This is a genomic window from Agromyces aureus, assembly GCF_001660485.1.
GTDB lineage: Bacteria > Actinomycetota > Actinomycetes > Actinomycetales > Microbacteriaceae > Agromyces > Agromyces aureus.
This window is the reverse complement of sequence record NZ_CP013979.1, coordinates 1,078,860-1,098,929: the sequence shown is the minus strand read 5'-3', so window position 1 is coordinate 1,098,929 and position 20,070 is coordinate 1,078,860. Positions and strand designations below refer to the sequence as shown.

Genomic DNA, 20,070 nt, shown 5'->3' with positions numbered 1-20,070 from the left:
GCACCCGATCTCGCATCCCTCCGACGAAGGAGCTTTCGCATGACCACGAGACGACGCACCACCATCACCCTCACCGCCGCGGCGGTCGGCACCGTCGCCGCCCTCGCGCTCGGCAGCGTGCCGGCCCTCGCGGCGCCGGCCGCGGCATCCGGCCCTCTGTCGACCGACCCCACGTCGAACGATCCCTCGGGCGACCGGCACTCGCGCATCGCCGACCTGCTGCAGCGCGGGTCGACCGACCTGCGCATCGCGACCTACAATCTCTCGCTGAACCGCGCGACGGCGGGCGAGCTCGAGGCCGACCTGTCCACCGGCGATGACGTGCAGGCGCAGACGGTCGCCGAGGTCATCCAGCGGGCGAATCCCGACATCGTGCTGTTGAACGAGTTCGACTACGTGCCCGACGGCCGCGCGGCCGACCTGTTCCGCACCAACTACCTCCAGGTGTCGCAGGGCGGCGCCGACCCGGTCGAGTACCCCTACGCGTTCGTCGCACCGTCGAACACGGGCGTACCGAGCGGCTTCGACCTGAACAACGACGGCACCGTCGGCGGCGGCGACGACGCGCTCGGCTTCGGCCTGTTCGAGGGGCAGTACGGCATGGTCGTGCTCTCGAAGTTCCCGATCGTGACCTCGCAGGTGCGCACCTTCCAGAACTTCCTCTGGAAGGACATGCCCGGTGCGCTGCTGCCCGACGACCCCGCCACGCCGGCCGCGAACGACTGGTACACGCCAGAGGAGCTCGAGGTCGTGCGGCTGTCGAGCAAGTCGCACTGGGACGTGCCGGTCAAGGTCGGCCGCTCGACGGTGCACGTGCTGGCGTCGCATCCGACTCCCCCGACCTTCGACGGCGCCGAAGACCGCAACGGCAAGCGCAACCACGACGAGATCCGGTTCTGGTCGGACTACGTCTCGCCCGGCAAGGGCCGGTACATCGTCGACGACCAGGGGCATCGCGGCGGGCTCGGCATCACGCAGCCGTTCGTGATCCTGGGCGACCAGAACGCCGACCCGGTCGACGGCGACTCGGTCGACGCGGCGATCGACCAGCTGCTCGACAACCGTCGCATCACCGACCCGCTGCCGACCTCCGAGGGCGCCGTCGAGGCATCCGCGCTGCAGGGTGGCGCGAACGCGACGCACGCCGGCGACCCGCGCTACGACACCGCCGACTTCGCCGACGGCGCGCCCGGCAACCTTCGCGCCGACTACGTGCTGCCGTCGCGCGTGCTGTTGAAGGTGCAGGATGCCGGTGTCTTCTGGCCCGTGACCGCCGACCCGCTGTCGCGGCTCACCGGGGTCTACCCATTCCCGAGCAGCGACCACCGCCTCACCTGGGTCGACCTTCGCGTGCCCGGCTGGACCGGTTGGATCAGCTGAGTCACTGCCTGCGGTCGGCGCGAGGACCCTTCGACCCGACGGGTCGATCGGGCCGACTGTTCAGGCGCCGCGTGCCGCGCGGCCTGCGTCATCGGCCACCGTTGCACCTGCGGCGCCGGCTGCGAGTCGCTCGGGGTTCGGGGCCGCCGTGCTCTCCCGGAGGATGACCCGCGGTCGCTCCGACGAGTAGAGGCGATCACCGGTGTCGTCGATCACGTGCAGCAGCAGCTGGAAGCCGCGGCGACCGAGTCCGGCGAAATCCTGCTCGGCCGTCGTGAGCGGCGGCGACCACATCTCCGCCAGGGGGTGGTCGTCGAACCCCGCCACCGAGACGTCGTCGGGCACCTTCAGCCCGGCGTCGGCGAGGCCGCGCATGACGCCCATCGCGATCTCGTCGTTGCCGCAGAAGACGGCGGTCACGCTCGGGTCGTCGGCGAGGCGTCGGCCGATCTCGAGGCCGGTGCGCGGCTCCCAGCCGGCGTCGTGCGTGTCGGGGATCGGTGCGCCCGCCTTGCGGAGTGCACGCCGCCACCCGGTCGTGCGGCCGTCCTCGCGCCGCGAGGGCGGCACGCGCACGTGGTGCACAGTCCGATGCCCGAGTTCGAGCAGGAAAGCGGTGAGCTCTTCGGCCGCGCGTGCCTCATCGAGCACGGCCTGCGGCACGCCGACCTCGCGCACGCCCGAGAGCGCGACGACGGGGATGTCCGCGGGCAGGCGCTTCAGCGCCGCGACGCCGGGCGGGTCGAACTTCAGCACGACGACGCCCGCGATGGACTGCGTCATGGTGGCCGTGATCGCCCGGTCGACCTCTTCGTCGTCGGCGGACTCGACGACCGTGATCATCACGGTGTACCCGCCCGCCCGTGCCGCCACCTCCACGCCGCGGATGGTCTCGGCGTAGCCGTATCGAGAGGTGTCGCCGGCGATGACGGCGATCACCTGCGAACGACGCGACGCGAGCGTACGGGCCGCGGCGCTCGGCCGGAAGTTGAGTTCCGCGATGGCCGCCTCGACGCGCTCGACCTTGGCCGGGCTGACGCGGGCGGCCCCCGTGAGCACGCGCGAGACGGTGGGCACCGAGACACCGGCCCGCGCCGCGACATCCGCGATCGTGGCGTTCTTGGTGTTCATGCGAGACCCGTTCGTTCGAGGACCCGACTTCACTTCACGGCACCGCTGGTGATGCCGGAGATGATCTTGCGCTGGGCGATCATGAACGTGATCAGCAGCGGCAGGCTCATCAGGATGATGTACGCGAAGATCAGGTGCCAGTTCTGAAGATAGAGCCCCGAGCTCGCGACCTGGTACAGGTTGAGCGGCAGCGTGTCGAGTCGGCCGCCGACCACGAACAGCGCGTAGAACACGTCGTTCCAGATGTAGAGGCAGATGAGGATCGTCGCCGTGGCGAGCACGGGCATGAGCAGCGGCAGGATGATCGTGACGAACACGCGCACAGGCGACGCCCCGTCGACGCGGGCAGCCTCTTCGAGCTCGGGCGGGATGGTGCGCACGAACCCGGTGACGAAGAAGATCACGGTCGACAGGTACATGCCCATGTACACGCAGATCATGCCGATCGGCGTGCCCGCGAGGCCGAGCTGGCGGAGCAGGAGCACGATCGTGACCACCGCGGGCGGCAGCACGATGCCGCTGATCGCGAGCGCGTAGACGATCGCGAGCGCGCGGCTCGAACGCCGTGCGAGCACCCAGGCCGCCATCGCGCCGAGCACGAGCACGCCGAGCACCGACGGCACCATGACGAGCAGGCTGCCGAAGAACGCCGGCAGCATCTTGCCGTCGGTGAAGACGGTCGCGAAGTTCTCGAACAGCTGCCATTCGGTCGGCAGGCTGAGATTGGGGTTCAGCGCTTCGGCCTGGTTCTTCGACGCGGTGACGATGACGAGCCAGAACGGGATGCCGAGGAGCAGCACCGCCGTGAGGACGGCGGCGACGGGCTGCACGACGCGGCCGAGGTGGAAACGCCGGCCGTGGCCCTCGGGCAGGTCGACTCGGGTGCGGCGAGCACCGCGGGGGCCGTCGCCGCCGCGGGTGACGATCGCGCGGGTGGAGTCGGTGGTGAGGGTCATCAGAGGACGTCCTCTCGCTTGCGAAGCGTTCGGATGACGGGGAACGCGAGCACCGCGACGAGCAGGAAGAGCACGAGGCTCATCGTCGTCGCCTGCGCGAACAGGCCCTGTCCGAACGTTCTGAAGATGAAGATGTTGAGCAGCTCGGTGGTGCCGCCGGGCCCGCCGGCCGTCGTGGCCTGCACGATGTCGAAGCCGTTCATCGAGCCGAGCAGCGCGGTCGCGACGTTGAACGTGACGGCGGGGGCCAGCAAGGGGAATCGGATGCTCCGGAACGTGGTCCACCAGCTGGCACCGTCGAGCTTGGCCGCTTCGAGGATGTCGCCGTCGATCGTCTTCAGGCCGGCCAGGTAGATGAGCATCGACAGGCCCATCCATTTCCAGGCGTGCACGAGGGCGACCACGACGATCGTCCAGGTCGTGCTGCCGAGCCAGGCGATGTCGACGGGTTGGCCGATGATCGTGCCGATGATCGAGTTGACCGCCCCATCGGGCTTGAGCATGGCCTGGAAGATGTAGCCGACCGCGAGCGCGGACATGATGACGGGGATGAAGAACGCGACGCGGAGGCCCCGGTTCAGCGGAGTGTCCCGCTCGAGCAGGAGCGCGAGGGCGAGACCGAAGACGTTCTGGAAGACCGCGACGAGCACCGCGTAGACGAGGGTCACCCAGAGCGCGCCGAGCAGCTGTCCGCTCGAGAACAGCGAGACGAAGTTGTCCCAGCCGACGAAGTTGATGCCGGACTTGAAGCTCGACCAGTCGGTGAACGCGTAGACGAAGTTGAAGACGGTCGGGATGAAGAAGAACACCACCAGCACGACCAGTGCGGGGATGAGGAACCAGAGCGGGTGGTCCTGCTTCGCGCGGGGGCTCGCCGAGAACTCCCGGATGCCCCGGGCGCGGGCGGCGCCCTTCGAGAGTCCCAGAGTGGTGGTCATGCGGTGCTGCCTTTCGAGTGAGCGGAGCCGTGGGGCGCGGGCGCATGCCTGCGCCCCACGGCTGCGGGGGTCAGAAGCCCGCGGCGCCGATCGCCTTGGCGAGTTCGGCGAACTGCTTCTGCGTCGCCTCGCCCACCTCTGCCGTGGTCATCGTGCCCTGGATCAGGTCGCCGAGGTTGAGGTAGAGGTCGGGGTTCGCGATCGCGAGCGCCTGCATCGATCCGACCGAGTCGGCGAGCGAGTCGCTGACGGCGAGGAGCGCCTGCGGCACCTCGGCCGACGAGTCGACCTCCGTCTGCAGCGACACGGTCGACTGCGCCTCGACGAAGTCGGCGTAGCCGTCGCCGAGCCAGTACGAGAGCAGCTGGCGGGCTCCGGCCTCGCGCTTGGCGTCACCGGTCTTGAAGGCGACGAGGGCGTTCGACTGGTCGGGGATGAACGTGCCGACGTTGCCGCTCGGCGAGATCGGGAAGAAGCCGATCTTCTCGTCGAGCTCGGCGGTGTCGGCGAGCGACTGCAGTTGGCCGAAGAACGAGTTCACCTGCACGGCCATGGCCGCCTCGCCCGAGAGCAGCGCGGGGCCCTGGTCCTCGAAGGTCGCCGTCTTGAGGTTCTCGTTGAAGAGCCCCTCCTGGATCAGCGAGTCGTAGGTGTCGATCGCCCCCTGGATCGTCGGGTCGGTGAACGTCTCCTCGTTCGCGTTGACGCGGTCCCACAGGCCGTCCTTCGCAGCATCCGCGAGCTGCACCTGCACCCACCACTGGGTCGCCCACGGCGTGCCGCCGCCGAAGTCGAAGAACGGCGTGACGCCGGCCGCCTTCAGGTCGCGGCCGACCTGCACGAACTCGTCCCAGTTCGCGGGCACGTCGGTGATGCCGTTCGCGGCGAACACCTCCTTGTTGTAGTACACGCCCTCGACCGCGGGGGTCGTGATGAGCGCGGCGTACCGGGTGTCGTCGAGGATGCCGGTGATGTCGCGCAGCTCGGGCTTGTACGAGTCGAGCCAGGGCGCGTCGTCGAGCGGCTGCAGGTTGGTCGACGCGTTGAGCGCGGTCAGCATCGAGGCGGTCGGCTGCCAGAACGCGAGGTCGGGCGTGTCACCGGTCGCGACCTTCGTCTGCACGCTCTGCTCGTACGGGTCGGGGATGGTGACGACGTCGACCTCGGCGCCCGTGAGCTTCTCGAAGCCCTCGACCACGCTCTCGGGGACCGTGTTCGAGTTCTGCGCGGCCCAGATCGTGAGGGTCGTGCCCGAGAGGTCGGCGTCCTGCGCCGGCCATTCGGCGGGGGCGGAATCGCCGCCGCCTGCGCCGGGGTCGGAACAACCGGCGAGGGTGAGTGCTGCGACGGCGGCGATGACGGCCGCGCCGCGGAACCTGTTCTTCATTGAATCGCTCCTTACTGTGTGATTATCCGATGCGCCCGGTGGGTCCGGTGACCGGCTGTGATGCAGTCCTCTGTGCCCGACTCGGGATGTCGGTGGTGAGGCGAAGGGTGCGCGCGGCGAGTTCGTCGTCGTTCGCGCGCACGGTCAGGGTTCCCGTCGCGGCATCCCATGCGGTCTGCCAGGCGGGGAGTTCGGTGGGGAAGACGGTCGTGACGTGCACGTCCTCACCCATGAGGTGCGGGAAGGCGAGCTCGGTCGACGTGGAGCCGTCGCGGCGCCAGACCGACACGAGGTCGTCGTGCTCGCTGCGCAGGGCGAGGCTCACCCAGGGGTCGCCCCAGCCCGGGAGTCCGCTCGGCCAGTGCGCATGCCCCGAGCGGATGTCGGTGCGCAGCGACTTCGCGACCGCGACCGCCTCGGCGACGAGCGCCCGTCGGGGCGCGTCCATGCGGTTGAGGTAACCCGAGACGTAGAACCGCCCGAGCAGTCCGGTCACGAGGCAGAACGCGACCTCCTCCTCGGACATCCCGGGCTGCGGGTACGCCCAGTTCGCCGCCTGCTCGGGCAGCAGCGAGACGGGTGCCGCGGCCGCGATCGGCGGGAACTTCGTGAAGTCCTGCTGGTCGGAGGTCGACTGCATCGCGAGGCGCGACATCATGGCGAAGTCCATGCGCATGGCGCCCGAGGAGCAGTTCTCGATGACGAGTCCGGGGTGCCGGTCGAGCAGGGCGTCCAACCAGGCGAGGTGCGCGCGGTTGTGCTCGAGCAGTCCGTCGCCGACGCTATCGGCGTCGTGGTCGGTGCCCGCGCCTGGGTTGATGTTGTAGTCGAACTTGAAGAAGCCGACGCCGAAGTCGCGCACGAGGCGGTCGACCACTCCGTCGAGGTGTTCGACGGCCGCCGGATGCCGCAGGTCGAGGTGGTAGCGGTGGTGCTCGACGATGCGCTGACCGTGACGCAGCAGGAACGCCTCGCGCGGGAGGCGGTCGGCCATCGGGCTGCGCACGCCGATCACCTCGGGCTCGAGCCAGAGGCCGGGCGTCATGCCCGCGGCGCGGATGGCGTCGATGACCTCGCCGAGGCCGCCCGGGAACCTCGTGGTCGAGGGTTCCCACTCTCCGACGGTGTCCCACCAGTGACCGCTGTCGTCGTACCATCCGGCGTCGATGCAGAAGATCTCGGACCCGACTTCGGCGGCCGCCGCGATGAGCGGGAGCAACTTCTCGGTCGTCGGGTCGCCGTCGAGCGTGTTCATGTAGTCGTTGAAGACGACGGGCATCGCCTCGTTGTCGGGGTGCGGTCGACGCGTCGCGCGGCGGAGATCGGTGAGCGCCGCGAGGGCCTGCGTGAAGTCTGCGCCGAGCGCGATGGCGACGGGCACCGTCGTGAACGACTCCCCCGGCGCGAGCACGTGCGTCCATGCGGAATCGGTGTCGGTCGGCCCCGAGAGGCTGAAGTAGCCGCCGTCGGTGTCCTCGGCGATCTCCCATCGCCAGGCGCCGTTGTGCTCGACCTGCCAGAGGATCGCCAGGCCCGCCTCGATCGACTCGACGCCACCGACCGGCAGGCGTCGGCCCGTCGACCACGTGCCGTCGGAGGTCACGGCCCACGCGCCGCGCGGGTCGTGCCCGGTGAGCCCCTCGGCGAGTTCGGGGAAGTCGGGTCCGCGCAGCGATTCGCGCGACCAGCGGCCCTCGCCGAGCCAGTCGCTCGTGCCCGAGATGCGCTCCCATCCGTCGAGTGCGTCGAAGGCATCGGAGCGGTTGCGGCGCGACGCGATCGTGTCCGGCGCACCCGCGTCAGTCTCGGTCGTGTCGGTCTCGGTCGCGTCGGTCGCGGTCGCGTCGATCTCGCCTTTACCCGTCGCGCCTGCATCGGCCGGCACGGTGAACCCCGCGGTCCAGGATGCGACGGCGCGCAGCACGACCGGCTCGGAGCCGACGGCCCGCACCGTGACCGACGAGCGGATCGCCGAGGGTGCGGCGGCGAACGCCTCGAGCTCGATGCTCGCCTCGACCCCGCCGCCGACTTGGCGGATGACCAACCGGTCGCCCGCCAGTTCGTGGCCCGCGTAGCGGAGCAGCGAGCCCAGCTCGGTGTGCGCGAGGCGGTCGGATGCGGGGAGGCTGCCCTGCGCGACGGTGAGGATCTCGACGAGGGGAACCCGGTGCACGGGGTGCGCCCGACCACCGGTCGTGACCTGCGAGACGCGCACCGGCGAGTCGTCGTTCCACTCGAAGCGGAACTCGAGCGCGATGCTCCCCCAGCTCAGCAGATCGCTCACGGCACTCCTCGTCATTGCGGATTTCGCGACCGGATGCCGATCGCTTGATAGCGGTTTCATCAGCGACCATAGACGATTCTGAAACCGCTATCAAGTTCTTCTTGAAATCGCTATCAGACCCCGGTAGCGTCGGGCCCCGTGCGGTACGCCGCACAGAGGACTCAACGAAGAGGGGACGCAACACGATGAGATTGAAGACAACGGCGGCGGCCGCGGCGGTCGCCGCACTCGCGATCACGGGGGTGGGCGTGCAACCCGCGCTGGCCGAGGATTTGGAGGTGCTCTCCGTCGACTTCGGGCAGAGCACGGGCGAGTTCCGCGGTGGGGCGACCGGCACGCTCTACGGCTTCGGCGACGAGGGGGCGCCGACGCAGGCACTCATCGACGGCGCCGCGATCACGAACACGTCGCAGAAGGCCCCGTACGGCACGCAGCATCCGTCGGGCGACGCGATCAAGGTCGAGGACGGCTTCTTCGCCAAGCACGGCGAGGACATGTACATCTACGTGCAGGACTACTACCCCGACTGGTCGTATAACGGCGGCCGTCGCCCGGGCGACGATCGCACGTACAACCAGGCCGACGGCACCTACACGAACACGCCGAACGGCGTTTGGGACTACCTCGAGGTGGTCGAGTTCGTCGCCGAAGCGGTGGCGACCGACTCGGCGCGCCCAGACGACTACGTGTTCATCACGTTCAACGAGCCCGATGGCGGCAACTGGTATCCGAACTGGTCGACGCAGAGGGCGCAGTTCCTCGACGACTGGCAGTCCACGTTCGACAAGGTGCAGGAGGTGTGGGCTCGCCACGGCCTCGGCCACGCCCGCATCGGCGGCCCGGGCGACACGCGCTGGCAGCCCGAGCGCAGCCGCGACATCCTCGAGTTCGCGAAGGCGAACGGGTCGCTCCCCGACGTGTTCATCTGGCACGAGCTCGGCATCGACAACCTCGCGCACTACCGGCAGAACTTCGCCGACTACCGCGCCCTCGAAGAGTCGCTCGGCATCGACCCCATCCACGTGAACATCACCGAGTACGGGATGCTGCGCGACATGGGCGTTCCGGGCCAGCTCATCCAGTGGTTCACGATGTTCGAGGACACGAAGGTCGACGCCCAGACCGCGTACTGGAACTACGCCGGCAACTTCTCCGACAACAGCGCACGCCCGAACGGGGCGAACGCGGGCTGGTGGATGTTCAAGTGGTACGGCGACCTGGCGGGCAGCGAGACCGTGCAGGTCGCGCCGCCCACGCCGAACGGCGTCGACACGCTGCAGGGCATCGGCGCCGTCGATGACGAGAACCGCCGGGCGACCGTGCTCTGGGGCGGCACCGACCGAGACGTCTCCCTCGACCTGAGCGGCCTCGACCCGGCCGTCTTCGGCGACGCCGTCGACCTCGAGGTCCGCGAGGTCGCACTGACCGGCGCCGAGGGCCTGGCCGACACCCCGCGCGTCGTCGCGGCGGTCGACGGTGCGCCGCTCGATGCCGGCAGCCTCCGGCTCGACGTGCCGACATACGACCGCTACGCCGGGTACCAGCTCGTCATCACGCCTTCGCAGGCTCGGGATGTCGCCGCCACGCAGGCCGCGCAGCCCTGGACCTCGTCGATCGAGGCCGAGTCGATGCAGCTGACCTCGGCGCAGGCGTACACGCAGGACCCGAAGGCCGGCGGCGGCTGGAAGTTCCTCGCATCGGGCGGCCGTGACGTCGGCTCGTTCAACCGGGCGACGTCGAAGGCCGACTGGACCGTCGAGGTTCCGCACGACGGCACGTACCGCCTGCAGGTGATCGGCGGCGCTCCCGGGGTTCCCGGCCGGCACGCGCTCTTCGTCGACGGGGCATCGGCGGGCACCATCCAGTACACGGCCGACCTCGCGCTCAACGCGACGAGTCGGTGGCAGTACCGCGGCAGCGCCGAGCTGCTCGTCGACCTGACGGCCGGCACGCACACGCTCTCGGTCCGCGCGAGCGCCGATGGCGTGAACCGACTGCCGAACTCCGACATCACGCTCGACAAGGTGTCGCTGACCTCGGTCGGCGAGGGTGAGCCGACCGCGTATCCGGCGAGCGGGTTCCGCCTCGTCGGCGGTGCGGCGCTCGACTGGAGCGGCGCGCACGCCGGGGCCGCGTCGATCGCCGGCGACGAACGGGCCGACCTCTACGCGACCGCGATGGAGACCGGCTACTACGACCTCGTGACCGAATGGTCGACGACGGATGCCTCCGAGCTGACGCTCGACGTCAACGGGCAGCCCACGCCCGCCATGGGCGTCGGCGGCGCGGGCGACTGGCGTTCGACCACGCGCGTGCACCTCGTCGAGGGCATCAACGAGATCGAGCTGCGTTCGCCGGCAGGGGCTGCGGTCTCGAGCCTGACGACCGTGCGAGCACGCGAGGCCGACAGCGCCGAGGTCTCGGTGGAGGCCGAGGGTGCGAGGCTCGTGGGCGGGGCCTCGGCGACGACCCTCGCCGATGGCACGGGCACGAACGCCTCGGGCCGAGCCTTCGCCGGCAACGTGGGCAACGGCGCCGGCGCCATCGAGATCGACCGGGCCACCGGCTTCGACGCGCCGGGCGACTACGACGTGACGGTGCACTACTCGAACGCCGAGACTGCGGGCGATCACGCCTACAACCCGCAGGTCGTCGACCGCAGGCTCGACGTGAGCGAGGGCGACGAGCACGTGGGCGACGCCTACTTCCGCTACACCTACTCGTGGAACAGCTTCTGGGAGCGCACAATCCCCGTGACACTGTCGACCGGCGACGCCCCACTGCGGTTCGGCAACGCCGAGGCCTGGGCCCCGAACGTCGACCGCATCGTCTTCGCGCCGCGCACCTTGGGCGAACCGACCACCGTCGCGGCCGCAACGACGATCGAAGCCTCGGTTTCGACGGCGTGGCGGTGCATCGCGCGGAAGGCCGTGCTGTCCGTCACGGTTCGCAACGACGACGAGGTTCAGGTCGTTGCGCAACTCACGAGCGACTTCGGCAAGGCGACCTTCGGCGCGATCCCGGTGGAGAAGAGCTCGTCGCGAGCCCTGACCACCCGACTCGCGACCGTGGGCTCCGGAGTCGTCGGCGTGCACCTGACGGCGGACGTCGACGGTAAGAAGGCGACGCGCGATCTCGAGATCGAGTACCCGGGCACCACCTGTTCGTAGCGATCCGCTCCGAGTGAACGCGAACGCCCGGCCTCCCTGCCAAGGGGGCCGGGCGTTCGCGTTCGCGACGACAGGGTCGTCATGGTCGCGCGCGTGATGCTCGATTCCTCGAGCGCCCAGCCGAGATCGCACCCAGCGCCCAGCCTCGGCGCGTACGATCCCTCGCATGCGACCGACACCGCTGAAGCCCGCTCCCGGCCAGGAATCCGTGTGGGACTACCCGCGCCCGCCCCGCGTGGAGCGGGTCGACGCCCGAGTGACGATCGAGCTCGGCGGTGCGGTGATCGTCGACACGGGTGACGTCGTGCGCGTGCTCGAGACGAGTCATCCGCCCGTGTACTACGTGCCGGTCGCCGCCTTCGCGCCGGGGGTCGTCGTGCCCGCGAGCGGGTCGTCGTTCTGCGAGTTCAAGGGCTCGGCGAGCTACTTCGACCTTGCGGCGGGCGGCACGGTCGCCGCGAGGGCCGCGTGGGGCTACCCGAACTCGACGCCCGGATTCGAGTCGCTCGTCGGCCGCATCGCGGTCTACGCCCGGCCGATGGACCGCTGCACGGTCGGCGGCGAGGTCGTCGTGCCTCAGCCCGGCGGCTTCTACGGCGGCTGGATCACCTCGAGCGTCGTCGGCCCGTTCAAGGGCGATCCGGGCACGATGGGCTGGTAGCGCTCGCGGCGCCGACGCAGCATGCGCTCCAACACTCGGGGTGAATCGAGCAGCCGAGCGGATGCCGCGGGCGGCCGTGGCTTGCCGAAACCGCAACTCGGCGTGCGCTCGACTGCCGGGGTTCGTACGCTCGTGACGACGAGAGGATCCGGCCGATGAGTCGACACGAGCACGAGCACCCCGAGACATCCGCCGATCACGGCATGGGTGGGCGCGATGACACCGCCCCCGCATCGGAGATGTTCGAGCCCGACGCCTGGAACGAGCGCTACGCCGGCGACGAGCAGGTGTGGAGCGGCCGGCCGAACGCGCAACTCATCGCCGAGGCATCCTCCCTCTCCCCTGGCACCGCCCTCGACGTGGGCTGCGGCGAAGGCGGCGACGTGATCTGGCTCGCCCAGCAGGGCTGGCGCGTGACGGGCGCCGACTTCTCGGCGAACGGCCTCGCGCGCGCGGCGCGCCACGCCGACGAGGCGGGCGTCGCCGACCGCACCGACTGGTGGCAGGTCGACGCGCGCACGTTCGATCCAGCGGGGCGCGAGTTCGACCTCGTGACGACGCACTTCCTGCACCCGCCCGAGGCGGGCATGGTCGACGTGACGCGTCGGCTCGCGCAGGCCGTGGCTCCGGGCGGGCACCTGCTCGTGGTCGGGCACGCGCCCTCCGAGACGTTCACGCACCTGTCGGCGAGCCACCGCGACGCGATGTTCCTCGCCGAGGACCTGCTCGCGTCGCTGCCCGACGACTTCGAGCCGGTCGTGGTCGAGCAGCGTCCGCGCACGATGACGCGCGACGGCGCGACCCGCGACGTGCACGACGCGACCCTGCTCGCCCGGCGCCGCGCTCGCTGACGGGCGCCCGCTGCCGGTCAGGCGGCGTGCCGTGCGCGCGAGCTGCGAGCGGTGAGCGAGCGCAGCGCTGCAGCCCTCCGCCGGTAGACGGTCGTGTGCGCGGCTGCATGGCCGGCCGCGTGCCCGGCTCCGGTCGGCAGACCCACGGATGCCGCGGCGAGCGCCGTCGACCCGAGACGCTGGTGATCGGCGACCCGCCCGCAGGCGCATGCCAGTGCGGTGCGCTCGCCGAGCGGCCCGGTCACGTATTCCAGGTGGGTCGTCATGGCGCGGGTCCTTCCTCGGTCGCCGGCAGGCCGTCGCGGTGATGCCGTCGTGAGCGGCGACATCCGCCCCTCTGCTTATAGAGATGCAGCCTGCCCCGGATCATGACGCGAGACATCCGGATCCACCCTGAGATCGCCCGACCGATACCCTCGAACCCGCCGTCGGCACGCGGTGCGAGCCTCTCCTCCGCCTGACCGACCGTTCGTCCGACCGACTCCGATCGATCGCACGAACGCCCGGCCCCTCGCGATGAGGGGCCGGGCGTTCGTGTCGTTCAGGCCGCGCGCGCTGCGCGGGTCGCGGATTCAGTTGCCCGTGGCATCCGCCGCTCGGTCGACCTCGCCGCGCCAGCCCTCGGTGGCGCCGCCCGTCTGCTCGGCGAGTTCCTTGAACTTCGCGAGGTCGCGGTGGATCTGGATGTCGTCGACCTGCAGCACCGCGCCGACCTTCTCGACGAAGCCCTTGGGCTCCCAGTCGAGCTGCAACGCGATGCGCGTGCGGTCGGCGTCGAGGCGGTGGAACGTCACGACGCCCGCGTGCTCCTCGCCGTCGACGCTGCGCCAGGCGACGCGCTCGTCGGGGATCTGCTCGGTGACGATCGCGTCGAACTCGCGCTCGACGCCGACGATCTTCACCTTCCAGTGCAGGTCGGTGTCGGTGCGCTGCACGATCCGCTCGACGCCCGACATGAACGTCGGGAAGCTCTCGAAGTGCGTCCAGAGGTTGTAGACGCGGCTGATGGGTGCGTCCACGTCGATGGTGTCCGTGACGGTGGTCATCGGGTCCCCTTCCTGTTCGGTCCCTCAAGCCTCGGCGCCCGGCGGCCAGAAGGGCAGGGGCTTGCGGATGCCGCGCGCGGCCGTTACGCGCGAGCCGCCGGTCGACCACTGCAGCCCCGGGTTAGGGGAAGATGTCGCCTATGACTTCTCAGCCCCAGTCCCAACCTGAGCCGCAGCAGAGTCCGTACGCGCCTCGGAGCGAGCACCCGGACAGCCCGGCGACCGCCACGGCCGCACCCGCCGCGCCCACCCGCTCGGCACTCGCCCTCGTTTCGTTCATCGCGGGGCTCACGGTGGTGCTGCTTGGCGTGCTCGTCACGTTGCTCTATCCCCTGATCTTCATCTCGCAACCGATGTCGACGGGCGTCGTCGTCGTCGTGCAGACCGGCAGCGGCATTCTGACGGCCTTGGTCGCGCTCGTCGCCGTCGTCACGGGCACCATCGCGCTGTTGAAGCGCGGCGGCGCCTCCAAGACGCTCGCCGCCGCGGGCACCGCCCTCGGGGGCGCGGCGATCGTCCAGTTGCTCGCCGGTCTCGTCCAGTCGGGGCTCTTCCAACTCGTCGTCTGATGCGCGAACGACCCCGGCCGGGCCACTGCCCGACCGGGATCGTCACGCTGGGCGCTGCTGGCGCCCGGGCTCGCCGGTTCGCTAGTTGCGCACGAGGCTCACCGAGTCGGCCCAGGTGTCGCCCGACTGCTGCTTGTACGCCTGCACGTACACCGTGATCGTGCTCGCCGTCGGCGTGAAGGTCACGCTCTTCGACGTGAACGAGGTCGCGGTCGACCCGGCCTCCGAGCCGTTCTTCACGCCCACGGTCACGTTGGCACCGGCCGACTTGAGCTTGGCCGACAGCGTGTACGACTGCCCGGGCACGACGGTCACGGTCTGGTTGCAGACCGAGGTCGTCGTGTTCGAGGGCGTGAGCTTCACACTGTGCGTGCCCGCCGCGGCCTGTGCGGTGTCGACGGCGGTGGTGCCGTCGCACGCCCAGCCGGTCGTGCCGTTCTCGAACCCGCCGTTGACGATCAGCTCGGTCGGGTTGGGGGTCGGAGTGGGCGTCGGCGTCGGCGTCGGCGTCGGCGTGGGCGTCGGGGTGGGCGTCGTCGGTCCGGCGACCTTCGAGCCGGGCAGGTTGGCGGCGAGCCAGTTCAGCACCTCGACCGGGGCCGGAGCCGGGTAGAAGTTGAACGGGTCGATCGCGGTGAACGAGCCGAGCGACCACACGTTCGCGCCGATGTAGAGCGGGTCGTTCGGGGCTCCGGCGGCGTTGATGGCGTTCACGGCCCGCTGGGTGTACTGGAGCATCGGATGTCCCGTGCTGCCGTCGGCACCGGCGACGCAGCCGCCCGTGCACGAGGTGAACTCGTGGGCCGAGGCCGAGGCCGGGATGCCGTAGGCGTAGTAGACGCCGAGCGCGTTCGCCCAGTTCTTCATGTTGTTCACCTCGGTGGTGACCAGCGACTGGTACGTGGGCAGGTCGTTCAGGTAGCCGGTGCCCCGGGTGCCGAGGTCGTACAGCGAGTCGATGAAGTAGCCGTTCGCCTTGCCGTCGGTCTCGAAGACGTCCTTCACGCGGGCGGCCGACGTGCCGTTCGCCGGGTTGATCGAGTTGGCGAAGGCGAACACCGAGTAGTACCGGCCGTTCGGGTGGTCGGCGTTGACGCATCCGTACGGGTCGTTCGCGACGTTGCCCGTGTGCAGGCCGGCGAAGTTCTTGCTGATCTGGTTGTAGAAGTGGTACTGGCCGTCCTTCGTGACGTCGAAGGGCTCGATGTCGAACTGGATCCCGTCGACGCGCTCGTCGGCGCAGATCTGGCTGGCCACGAGGTCGGCCACTTCTTCGGCCTGGGCCTTCGATGCGGAGTTGAATCCCGTGACGTAGTCGGCACCCAGCTGCGCGTCGATGATCGGCGAGTAGGTGTAGTCGGTGGTCGGCGTGCCGCCCAGCGAGGGCGCGTAGGTCAGCTGGTTGTAGTACGCCGAGGTGGCGTCGCGGTTGCCCGTCTTGGCGCTCGTGTCGTAGTAGGTCTCGTAGCCGTTCTGCGGGTCGCCCTCGAAGCTGGAGCCGTAGGTGTTGATCTGGTCGATCTTGTGCTCGTCGGCGGTGGCGAGCCCGTTGTAGGCCTCGATGACGGGCAGCCACTGCCCGCGAGCGGCGCCGTCGTAGATCCAGGCACCGTTCGACTTCGGGGGGAACGACTCGGGCGCGGCGGCGGCGGCCTTGACGGCGGTCGGCTGGGAGGCGACCGCTCCCTGTGCGGTCGCACCGATGCCGACCGCGAGCACGGCGACGCCGACGGCCGCGAACGGGATGAGGGTCGAGCGACGCGAGCGCGTCATCCGACCTTGGAATGGAGCAGGTGTGGTGCGTCGTTCAGGCATCGCAGGGTCTCCGATTCTCATGGAGCGGGCACGACGATATCGAGCAGATTCTGACGCTTTTTGCTCGTTCTGATGGCGTTCCGCTCAGTTGTGAGCATGAACATAGCAGAGCGATGCGCGGTCATCTAGTGCAATCTCGGAAGTCGCGTGCAGCTCCTGCAACCGATGTGCGGAAAGGGGTTGCTCTCAGGTCGCCAGGGCGCGCATCACCAAGGCGCGCCGGTGTCGAGCGCGATGCCCGCGGCGGCCGCTGCCGGGCCCACCCACGCCTCGCCGTGGCCGGGCAGCACGACGAGCGCCGCCGACGACCCGACCTCGAGGGCCGAGGCTCGCACCCGCTCCGGGTCGTGGTGGAACATCGAGGCGAGCAGTTGCGGGCCCGGCACCGCCGAGGTACGGTGCCGCGTGACGATCACGTCACCGACCACGATCACGCCCTCATCGTCGAACTCGAACACGGCGTGGCCGCTCGTGTGCCCGTCGACGAGCCGCATGCGCGGTTGCCCGGGCACGTCGAGGCGATCGGCGCGCATGGGCGGCGGCGACGCACTCGGCACCCCGAGGTCGGCGCGGCCCTCGAGCAACGGAAGGATCGCGAGCGCCCACGGCAGCACGCCCGGTCGCCACGCGTTGCGCAGCACTTGGCCCGTGCCGGCCTGCTGCAGCGTCTCGCGGCGCACGTTCGCGAGCTCGAGCGGGTGGGCGTGCACGGGCGTGCCGAACCGCTCGGCCAGCCACGCGGCACCGCCGAGGTGGTCGGCGTGACCGTGCGTGATGAGCACCGCCGCGACATCCGCCGCCCTCACTCCGACCTGGTCGAGGGATGCCTCGAGCAGGTCGCGCTGACCGACGTATCCCGAGTCGACGAGCGTGACGCCGTCGGGCCCCGAGTAGATGACCCAGTTCACGTGCTCGGTGTGGGCGAAGTGGATGCGCGGGCTCACGCGATCGACCTGCAGGCCGCCGTGCGCCCGGTGCCCGTTCACCATGCCGACCATGCGACTCCCCCGGCCCCACAGTACGCCCGCCGTCGGCGCGTCTGCCCGCAGGGTCGGCCCCGCGGCGGCGGGCGTACGTGCTCGCCGACCCCTTCACGGCCGCCGAGGACTCCCACGTGACCAGGCTCGACAAGACGACCGCGCTGCTGCGCTGAGGCACGACACGACGAAGGCCCGGCCCCTCGAGAGGGACCGGGCCTTCGGGCTGGAATCATCCGGTACTCCGGTACTCCGGTACTCCGGTACCGCGATTCCGAGCGGATGCCTCCGGCTTACGCCGCCAGCGGCAGCTCCACGGTCGCCCGCGGAACCGGCACGACGACGAACGAGCCGTCCGCGGCATCCGCTCGCACGCCCTCGCCGTCGCCCAGCGCACCGCTCACGAGCAGGTCGCTGATGCGGTCGTCGATCTCGCGCTGGATCACGCGGCGGAGCGGGCGGGCACCGTACTCGGGCTCGTAACCGCGCTCCGCGAGGAGCGCCACCGCGGCATCCGTCACCTCGAAGGTGATCTCGCGAGCCGCGAGCCGAGCCGACGTCGCACCCAGCATGAGGCGCACGATCTGCGCCAGCTGCGGCTGGTCGAGCTTCTGGAACAGCACGATCTCGTCGATGCGGTTCAGGAACTCGGGGCGCATGGCCTCGCGCACCTTGCCCATGACGCGCTGGCGCACGTCGTTCATCGACGAGAAGCCGTTGGCTGCGGCATCCGTCGACGCGACGAACCCGAGCGCACCCGAGCGCGACGCGAGGAACTCCGAACCGAGGTTCGAGGTCATCACGATCACCGTGTTGCGGAAGTCGACCGTGCGGCCCTGGCCGTCGGTCAGGCGTCCGTCGTCGAGCACCTGCAGCAGCAGGTTGAACACGTCGGGGTGCGCCTTCTCGATCTCGTCGAACAGCACGATCGAGTACGGGTTGCGTCGCACGCGCTCGGTGAGCTGCCCGGCCTCGTCGTAGCCGACGTATCCGGGAGGGGCGCCGACGAGACGCGACACCGTGTGCCGCTCGCCGAACTCGCTCATGTCGAAGCGGATGATCGCACCCTCGTCGTCGAACAGCCGGTCGGCCAGCGCACGCGCCAGCTCCGTCTTGCCGACGCCCGTCGGGCCGAGGAACAGGAACGAGCCGACCGGTCGACGCGAGTCGCCCATGCCGGTGCGGCTGCGGCGCACGGCCTTCGCGACCGCGGTGACCGCGTCGTCCTGGCCGATGACGCGCGCGTGCAGCTCGCCCTCGAGGTCGCCGAGGCGCTCGCGCTCGCTCTCGGTGAGGCGGTTCACCGGAATGCCGGTGGCCCGCGAGATCACGGCGGCGATCTCGGGCTCGTCGATGACGGTCGAGCGGTCAGCAGCGTCGGCGGATGTCACGGCGCGCCCGTTCGCACTCGCCTCGTCGAGCTTGCCCTGCACCTTCGAGATCTCGTCGCGGATGCGCGAGGCCTCCTCGTAGTGCTCGGCGCTCACGGCGGCGTTCTTGTCGGCCTCAAGGTCGGCGAGTCGAGCGATGAGCGCGGAGACATCCGTCTTCATGCCGAGCTTGAGGCGCAGTCGCGCCCCGGCCTGGTCGATGAGGTCGATGGCCTTGTCGGGCAGCACGCGGTCGGTGAGGTACCTGGCCGAGAGCTCGACGGACGCCCGCAGCGCGGCATCCGTGTACTCGACGCCGTGGTGCTCCTCGTATGCCGAGCGCAGCCCTTGCAAGATGAGCACGGCGTCTTCGATCGAGGGCTCGCCGACGCGCACCGGCTGGAACCGGCGCTCGAGGGCGGGGTCCTTCTCGATGGTGCGGTACTCCTTGAGCGTGGTCGCGCCCACGAGGTGCAGGTCGCCGCGCGCGAGGCGGGGCTTCAGGATGTTGCCGGCGTCGGTTCCGCCGTCGCCGGAGCCGCCAGCACCGACGACCGTGTGGATCTCATCGATGAAGATGATGAGCTCGCCCTTGTGTGCGGCGATCTCCTCCATGGTCTTGGTGAGGCGCTCCTCGAAGTCGCCGCGGTAGCGGGTGCCGGCGAGCATGCCGGGCAGGTCGAGCGAGATGACGCGCTTCTCGAGCAGGGCCTCGGGCACCGACTCCTCGATGATCGCGCGGGCCAGGCCCTCGACGATCGCCGTCTTGCCGACGCCGGCCTCGCCGATCAGCACGGGGTTGTTCTTCGTGCGGCGGCTGAGGATCTCGATGGTCTGCTCGATCTCGTCGACGCGACCGATCACGGGGTCGAGCTCGCCGTTCTCAGCGAGCGCGGTGAGGTCGGTGCCGAACTTGTCGAGCATCGGGGTCGCGGATGCCTCGGCGCCGGCGCCGTTCGCACCGTACTGCTCGGCCTCGTCACCGTCGAACCCGGCCTCGACGGTCTCGCGGATCTGCTGGGTCAGCGCCTCGGCGGTGACGCCGGCGCGCGCCAGCACCTGACCGGCGGGAGCGTCCTGCCCCAGCACGAGCGCGAAGAAGAGGTGCTCGGGGTCGATGTAGGTCGAGCCGGCCGAGCGCGCCACCTGGTAGCTGTGGAACAGCGCGCGGGAAGCGCTCGGCGTGATCGTGGCCGCGTTGATGTCGGCGACATCGGATGCCGCGGGCAGGCGCGCCTCGGTCGCGGTGATGAGTCGCTCGGGGGCGACGCCGATGCGGGCGACGGCCTGCTTCACGCTGTCGTCCTCGACGATCACGCGCAGGATGTGCAGGGCGTCGAGCTCGGTCTGGCCGCGCTCGAGCGCGAAGCGTCCTGCCTTCTGCAGGATGCCTTGCGTGCGGGCGGTCAGGAACCGGCTGAGGTCGATCGACCGAGCCTGGCGAGCCTGCTCACCCGCGAGATACCGGCTCAGAAACTCGTCGAACGAGCTCGCACCGGCTTCGGGGTTGAAGTCTTCGGGCACCAATCCTCCTG

15 protein-coding genes are annotated in these 20,070 nt (G+C 70.1%); 5 read left to right on the top strand and 10 right to left on the bottom strand.

What is annotated here, in order from left to right; all coding sequences use genetic code 11:
- Window positions 1–39: 39 nt before the first annotated feature.
- Window positions 40–1,380, top strand: coding sequence for an endonuclease/exonuclease/phosphatase family protein (locus ATC03_RS04705; protein WP_067873738.1), 1,341 nt, complete (start codon window positions 40–42; stop codon window positions 1,378–1,380).
- Window positions 1,381–1,440: 60 nt separating this feature from the next.
- Here the strand turns inward: ATC03_RS04705 and ATC03_RS04700 are convergent, their stop codons facing one another.
- From ATC03_RS04700 to ATC03_RS04680, 5 genes are all read right to left on the bottom strand, one after another.
- Complete coding sequence (locus tag ATC03_RS04700) at window positions 1,441–2,511, bottom strand: LacI family DNA-binding transcriptional regulator (RefSeq protein WP_067873735.1); 1,071 nt, start codon at window positions 2,509–2,511, stop codon at window positions 1,441–1,443.
- A 29-nt stretch (window positions 2,512–2,540) separates the two neighbouring features.
- Window positions 2,541–3,467: a carbohydrate ABC transporter permease gene (locus ATC03_RS04695; protein ID WP_084003291.1), complete on the bottom strand. Its 927-nt coding sequence runs from the start codon at window positions 3,465–3,467 to the stop codon at window positions 2,541–2,543.
- Window positions 3,467–4,405: a carbohydrate ABC transporter permease gene (locus tag ATC03_RS04690; protein ID WP_179947900.1), complete on the bottom strand. Its 939-nt coding sequence runs from the start codon at window positions 4,403–4,405 to the stop codon at window positions 3,467–3,469. The genes ATC03_RS04695 and ATC03_RS04690 overlap by 1 nt, the downstream gene beginning before the upstream one ends.
- A gap of 70 nt (window positions 4,406–4,475) precedes the next feature.
- Complete coding sequence (locus ATC03_RS04685) at window positions 4,476–5,792, bottom strand: ABC transporter substrate-binding protein (protein WP_067873732.1); 1,317 nt, start codon at window positions 5,790–5,792, stop codon at window positions 4,476–4,478.
- A gap of 22 nt (window positions 5,793–5,814) precedes the next feature.
- Window positions 5,815–8,076 carry a glycoside hydrolase family 36 protein gene (locus ATC03_RS04680; RefSeq protein ID WP_067873728.1) on the bottom strand — a complete coding sequence of 754 codons (2,262 nt, stop codon included), beginning with the start codon at window positions 8,074–8,076 and terminating at the stop codon, window positions 5,815–5,817.
- A gap of 185 nt (window positions 8,077–8,261) precedes the next feature.
- Here ATC03_RS04680 and ATC03_RS04675 point away from each other — a divergent pair, with 185 nt between their 5' ends.
- The 3 genes from ATC03_RS04675 to ATC03_RS04665 all read left to right on the top strand — a co-directional run bounded on the left by ATC03_RS04675 (window position 8,262) and on the right by ATC03_RS04665 (window position 12,758).
- Window positions 8,262–11,246, top strand: a complete 2,985-nt coding sequence (locus tag ATC03_RS04675; protein WP_067873725.1) for a carbohydrate-binding protein — start codon at window positions 8,262–8,264, stop codon at window positions 11,244–11,246.
- A 166-nt stretch (window positions 11,247–11,412) separates the two neighbouring features.
- Complete coding sequence (locus ATC03_RS04670) at window positions 11,413–11,907, top strand: DUF427 domain-containing protein (protein WP_067873722.1); 495 nt, start codon at window positions 11,413–11,415, stop codon at window positions 11,905–11,907.
- A gap of 155 nt (window positions 11,908–12,062) precedes the next feature.
- Entirely contained in the window at window positions 12,063–12,758 is a 696-nt protein-coding gene (locus tag ATC03_RS04665) for a class I SAM-dependent methyltransferase (protein ID WP_067873719.1), read from the top strand.
- 17 nt (window positions 12,759–12,775) lie between these two features.
- Here the strand turns inward: ATC03_RS04665 and ATC03_RS04660 are convergent, their stop codons facing one another.
- Together ATC03_RS04660 and ATC03_RS04655 are read right to left on the bottom strand one after the other, a co-directional pair.
- Window positions 12,776–13,024: a hypothetical protein gene (locus ATC03_RS04660; RefSeq protein WP_067873715.1), complete on the bottom strand. Its 249-nt coding sequence runs from the start codon at window positions 13,022–13,024 to the stop codon at window positions 12,776–12,778.
- A gap of 306 nt (window positions 13,025–13,330) precedes the next feature.
- Window positions 13,331–13,804, bottom strand: coding sequence for an SRPBCC family protein (locus ATC03_RS04655; protein ID WP_067873712.1), 474 nt, complete (start codon window positions 13,802–13,804; stop codon window positions 13,331–13,333).
- Window positions 13,805–13,944: 140 nt separating this feature from the next.
- Here ATC03_RS04655 and ATC03_RS20190 point away from each other — a divergent pair, with 140 nt between their 5' ends.
- Window positions 13,945–14,373: a hypothetical protein gene (locus ATC03_RS20190; RefSeq protein ID WP_152030870.1), complete on the top strand. Its 429-nt coding sequence runs from the start codon at window positions 13,945–13,947 to the stop codon at window positions 14,371–14,373.
- 81 nt (window positions 14,374–14,454) lie between these two features.
- Here the strand turns inward: ATC03_RS20190 and ATC03_RS20185 are convergent, their stop codons facing one another.
- The 3 genes from ATC03_RS20185 to ATC03_RS04635 all read right to left on the bottom strand — a co-directional run bounded on the left by ATC03_RS20185 (window position 14,455) and on the right by ATC03_RS04635 (window position 20,059).
- Complete coding sequence (locus tag ATC03_RS20185) at window positions 14,455–16,146, bottom strand: carbohydrate binding domain-containing protein (RefSeq protein ID WP_067873706.1); 1,692 nt, start codon at window positions 16,144–16,146, stop codon at window positions 14,455–14,457.
- Between the two features lie 248 nt (window positions 16,147–16,394).
- Entirely contained in the window at window positions 16,395–17,177 is a 783-nt protein-coding gene (locus tag ATC03_RS04640; RefSeq protein ID WP_152030869.1) for an MBL fold metallo-hydrolase, read from the bottom strand.
- A gap of 281 nt (window positions 17,178–17,458) precedes the next feature.
- Window positions 17,459–20,059: an ATP-dependent Clp protease ATP-binding subunit gene (locus tag ATC03_RS04635; RefSeq protein ID WP_067873703.1), complete on the bottom strand. Its 2,601-nt coding sequence runs from the start codon at window positions 20,057–20,059 to the stop codon at window positions 17,459–17,461.
- Window positions 20,060–20,070 lie beyond the last annotated feature (11 nt).

Bases quoted from the DNA above. Each gene is read 5' to 3' on its own strand.
- ATC03_RS04675 (WP_067873725.1), top strand. From the start codon at position 8,262: ATGAGATTGAAGACAACGGCGGCGGCCGCGGCGGTCGCCGCACTCGCG.
- ATC03_RS04685 (WP_067873732.1), bottom strand. From the start codon at position 5,792: ATGAAGAACAGGTTCCGCGGCGCGGCCGTCATCGCCGCCGTCGCAGCA.
- ATC03_RS04655 (WP_067873712.1), bottom strand. From the start codon at position 13,804: ATGACCACCGTCACGGACACCATCGACGTGGACGCACCCATCAGCCGC.
- ATC03_RS04700 (WP_067873735.1), bottom strand. From the start codon at position 2,511: ATGAACACCAAGAACGCCACGATCGCGGATGTCGCGGCGCGGGCCGGT.
- ATC03_RS04705 (WP_067873738.1), top strand. From the start codon at position 40: ATGACCACGAGACGACGCACCACCATCACCCTCACCGCCGCGGCGGTC.
- ATC03_RS04665 (WP_067873719.1), top strand. From the start codon at position 12,063: ATGAGTCGACACGAGCACGAGCACCCCGAGACATCCGCCGATCACGGC.
- ATC03_RS04670 (WP_067873722.1), top strand. From the start codon at position 11,413: ATGCGACCGACACCGCTGAAGCCCGCTCCCGGCCAGGAATCCGTGTGG.
- ATC03_RS20185 (WP_067873706.1), bottom strand. From the start codon at position 16,146: ATGACGCGCTCGCGTCGCTCGACCCTCATCCCGTTCGCGGCCGTCGGC.
- ATC03_RS04660 (WP_067873715.1), bottom strand. From the start codon at position 13,024: ATGACGACCCACCTGGAATACGTGACCGGGCCGCTCGGCGAGCGCACC.
- ATC03_RS04690 (WP_179947900.1), bottom strand. From the start codon at position 4,405: ATGACCACCACTCTGGGACTCTCGAAGGGCGCCGCCCGCGCCCGGGGC.
- ATC03_RS04695 (WP_084003291.1), bottom strand. From the start codon at position 3,467: ATGACCCTCACCACCGACTCCACCCGCGCGATCGTCACCCGCGGCGGC.
- ATC03_RS04640 (WP_152030869.1), bottom strand. From the start codon at position 17,177: ATGGTGAACGGGCACCGGGCGCACGGCGGCCTGCAGGTCGATCGCGTG.
- ATC03_RS20190 (WP_152030870.1), top strand. From the start codon at position 13,945: ATGACTTCTCAGCCCCAGTCCCAACCTGAGCCGCAGCAGAGTCCGTAC.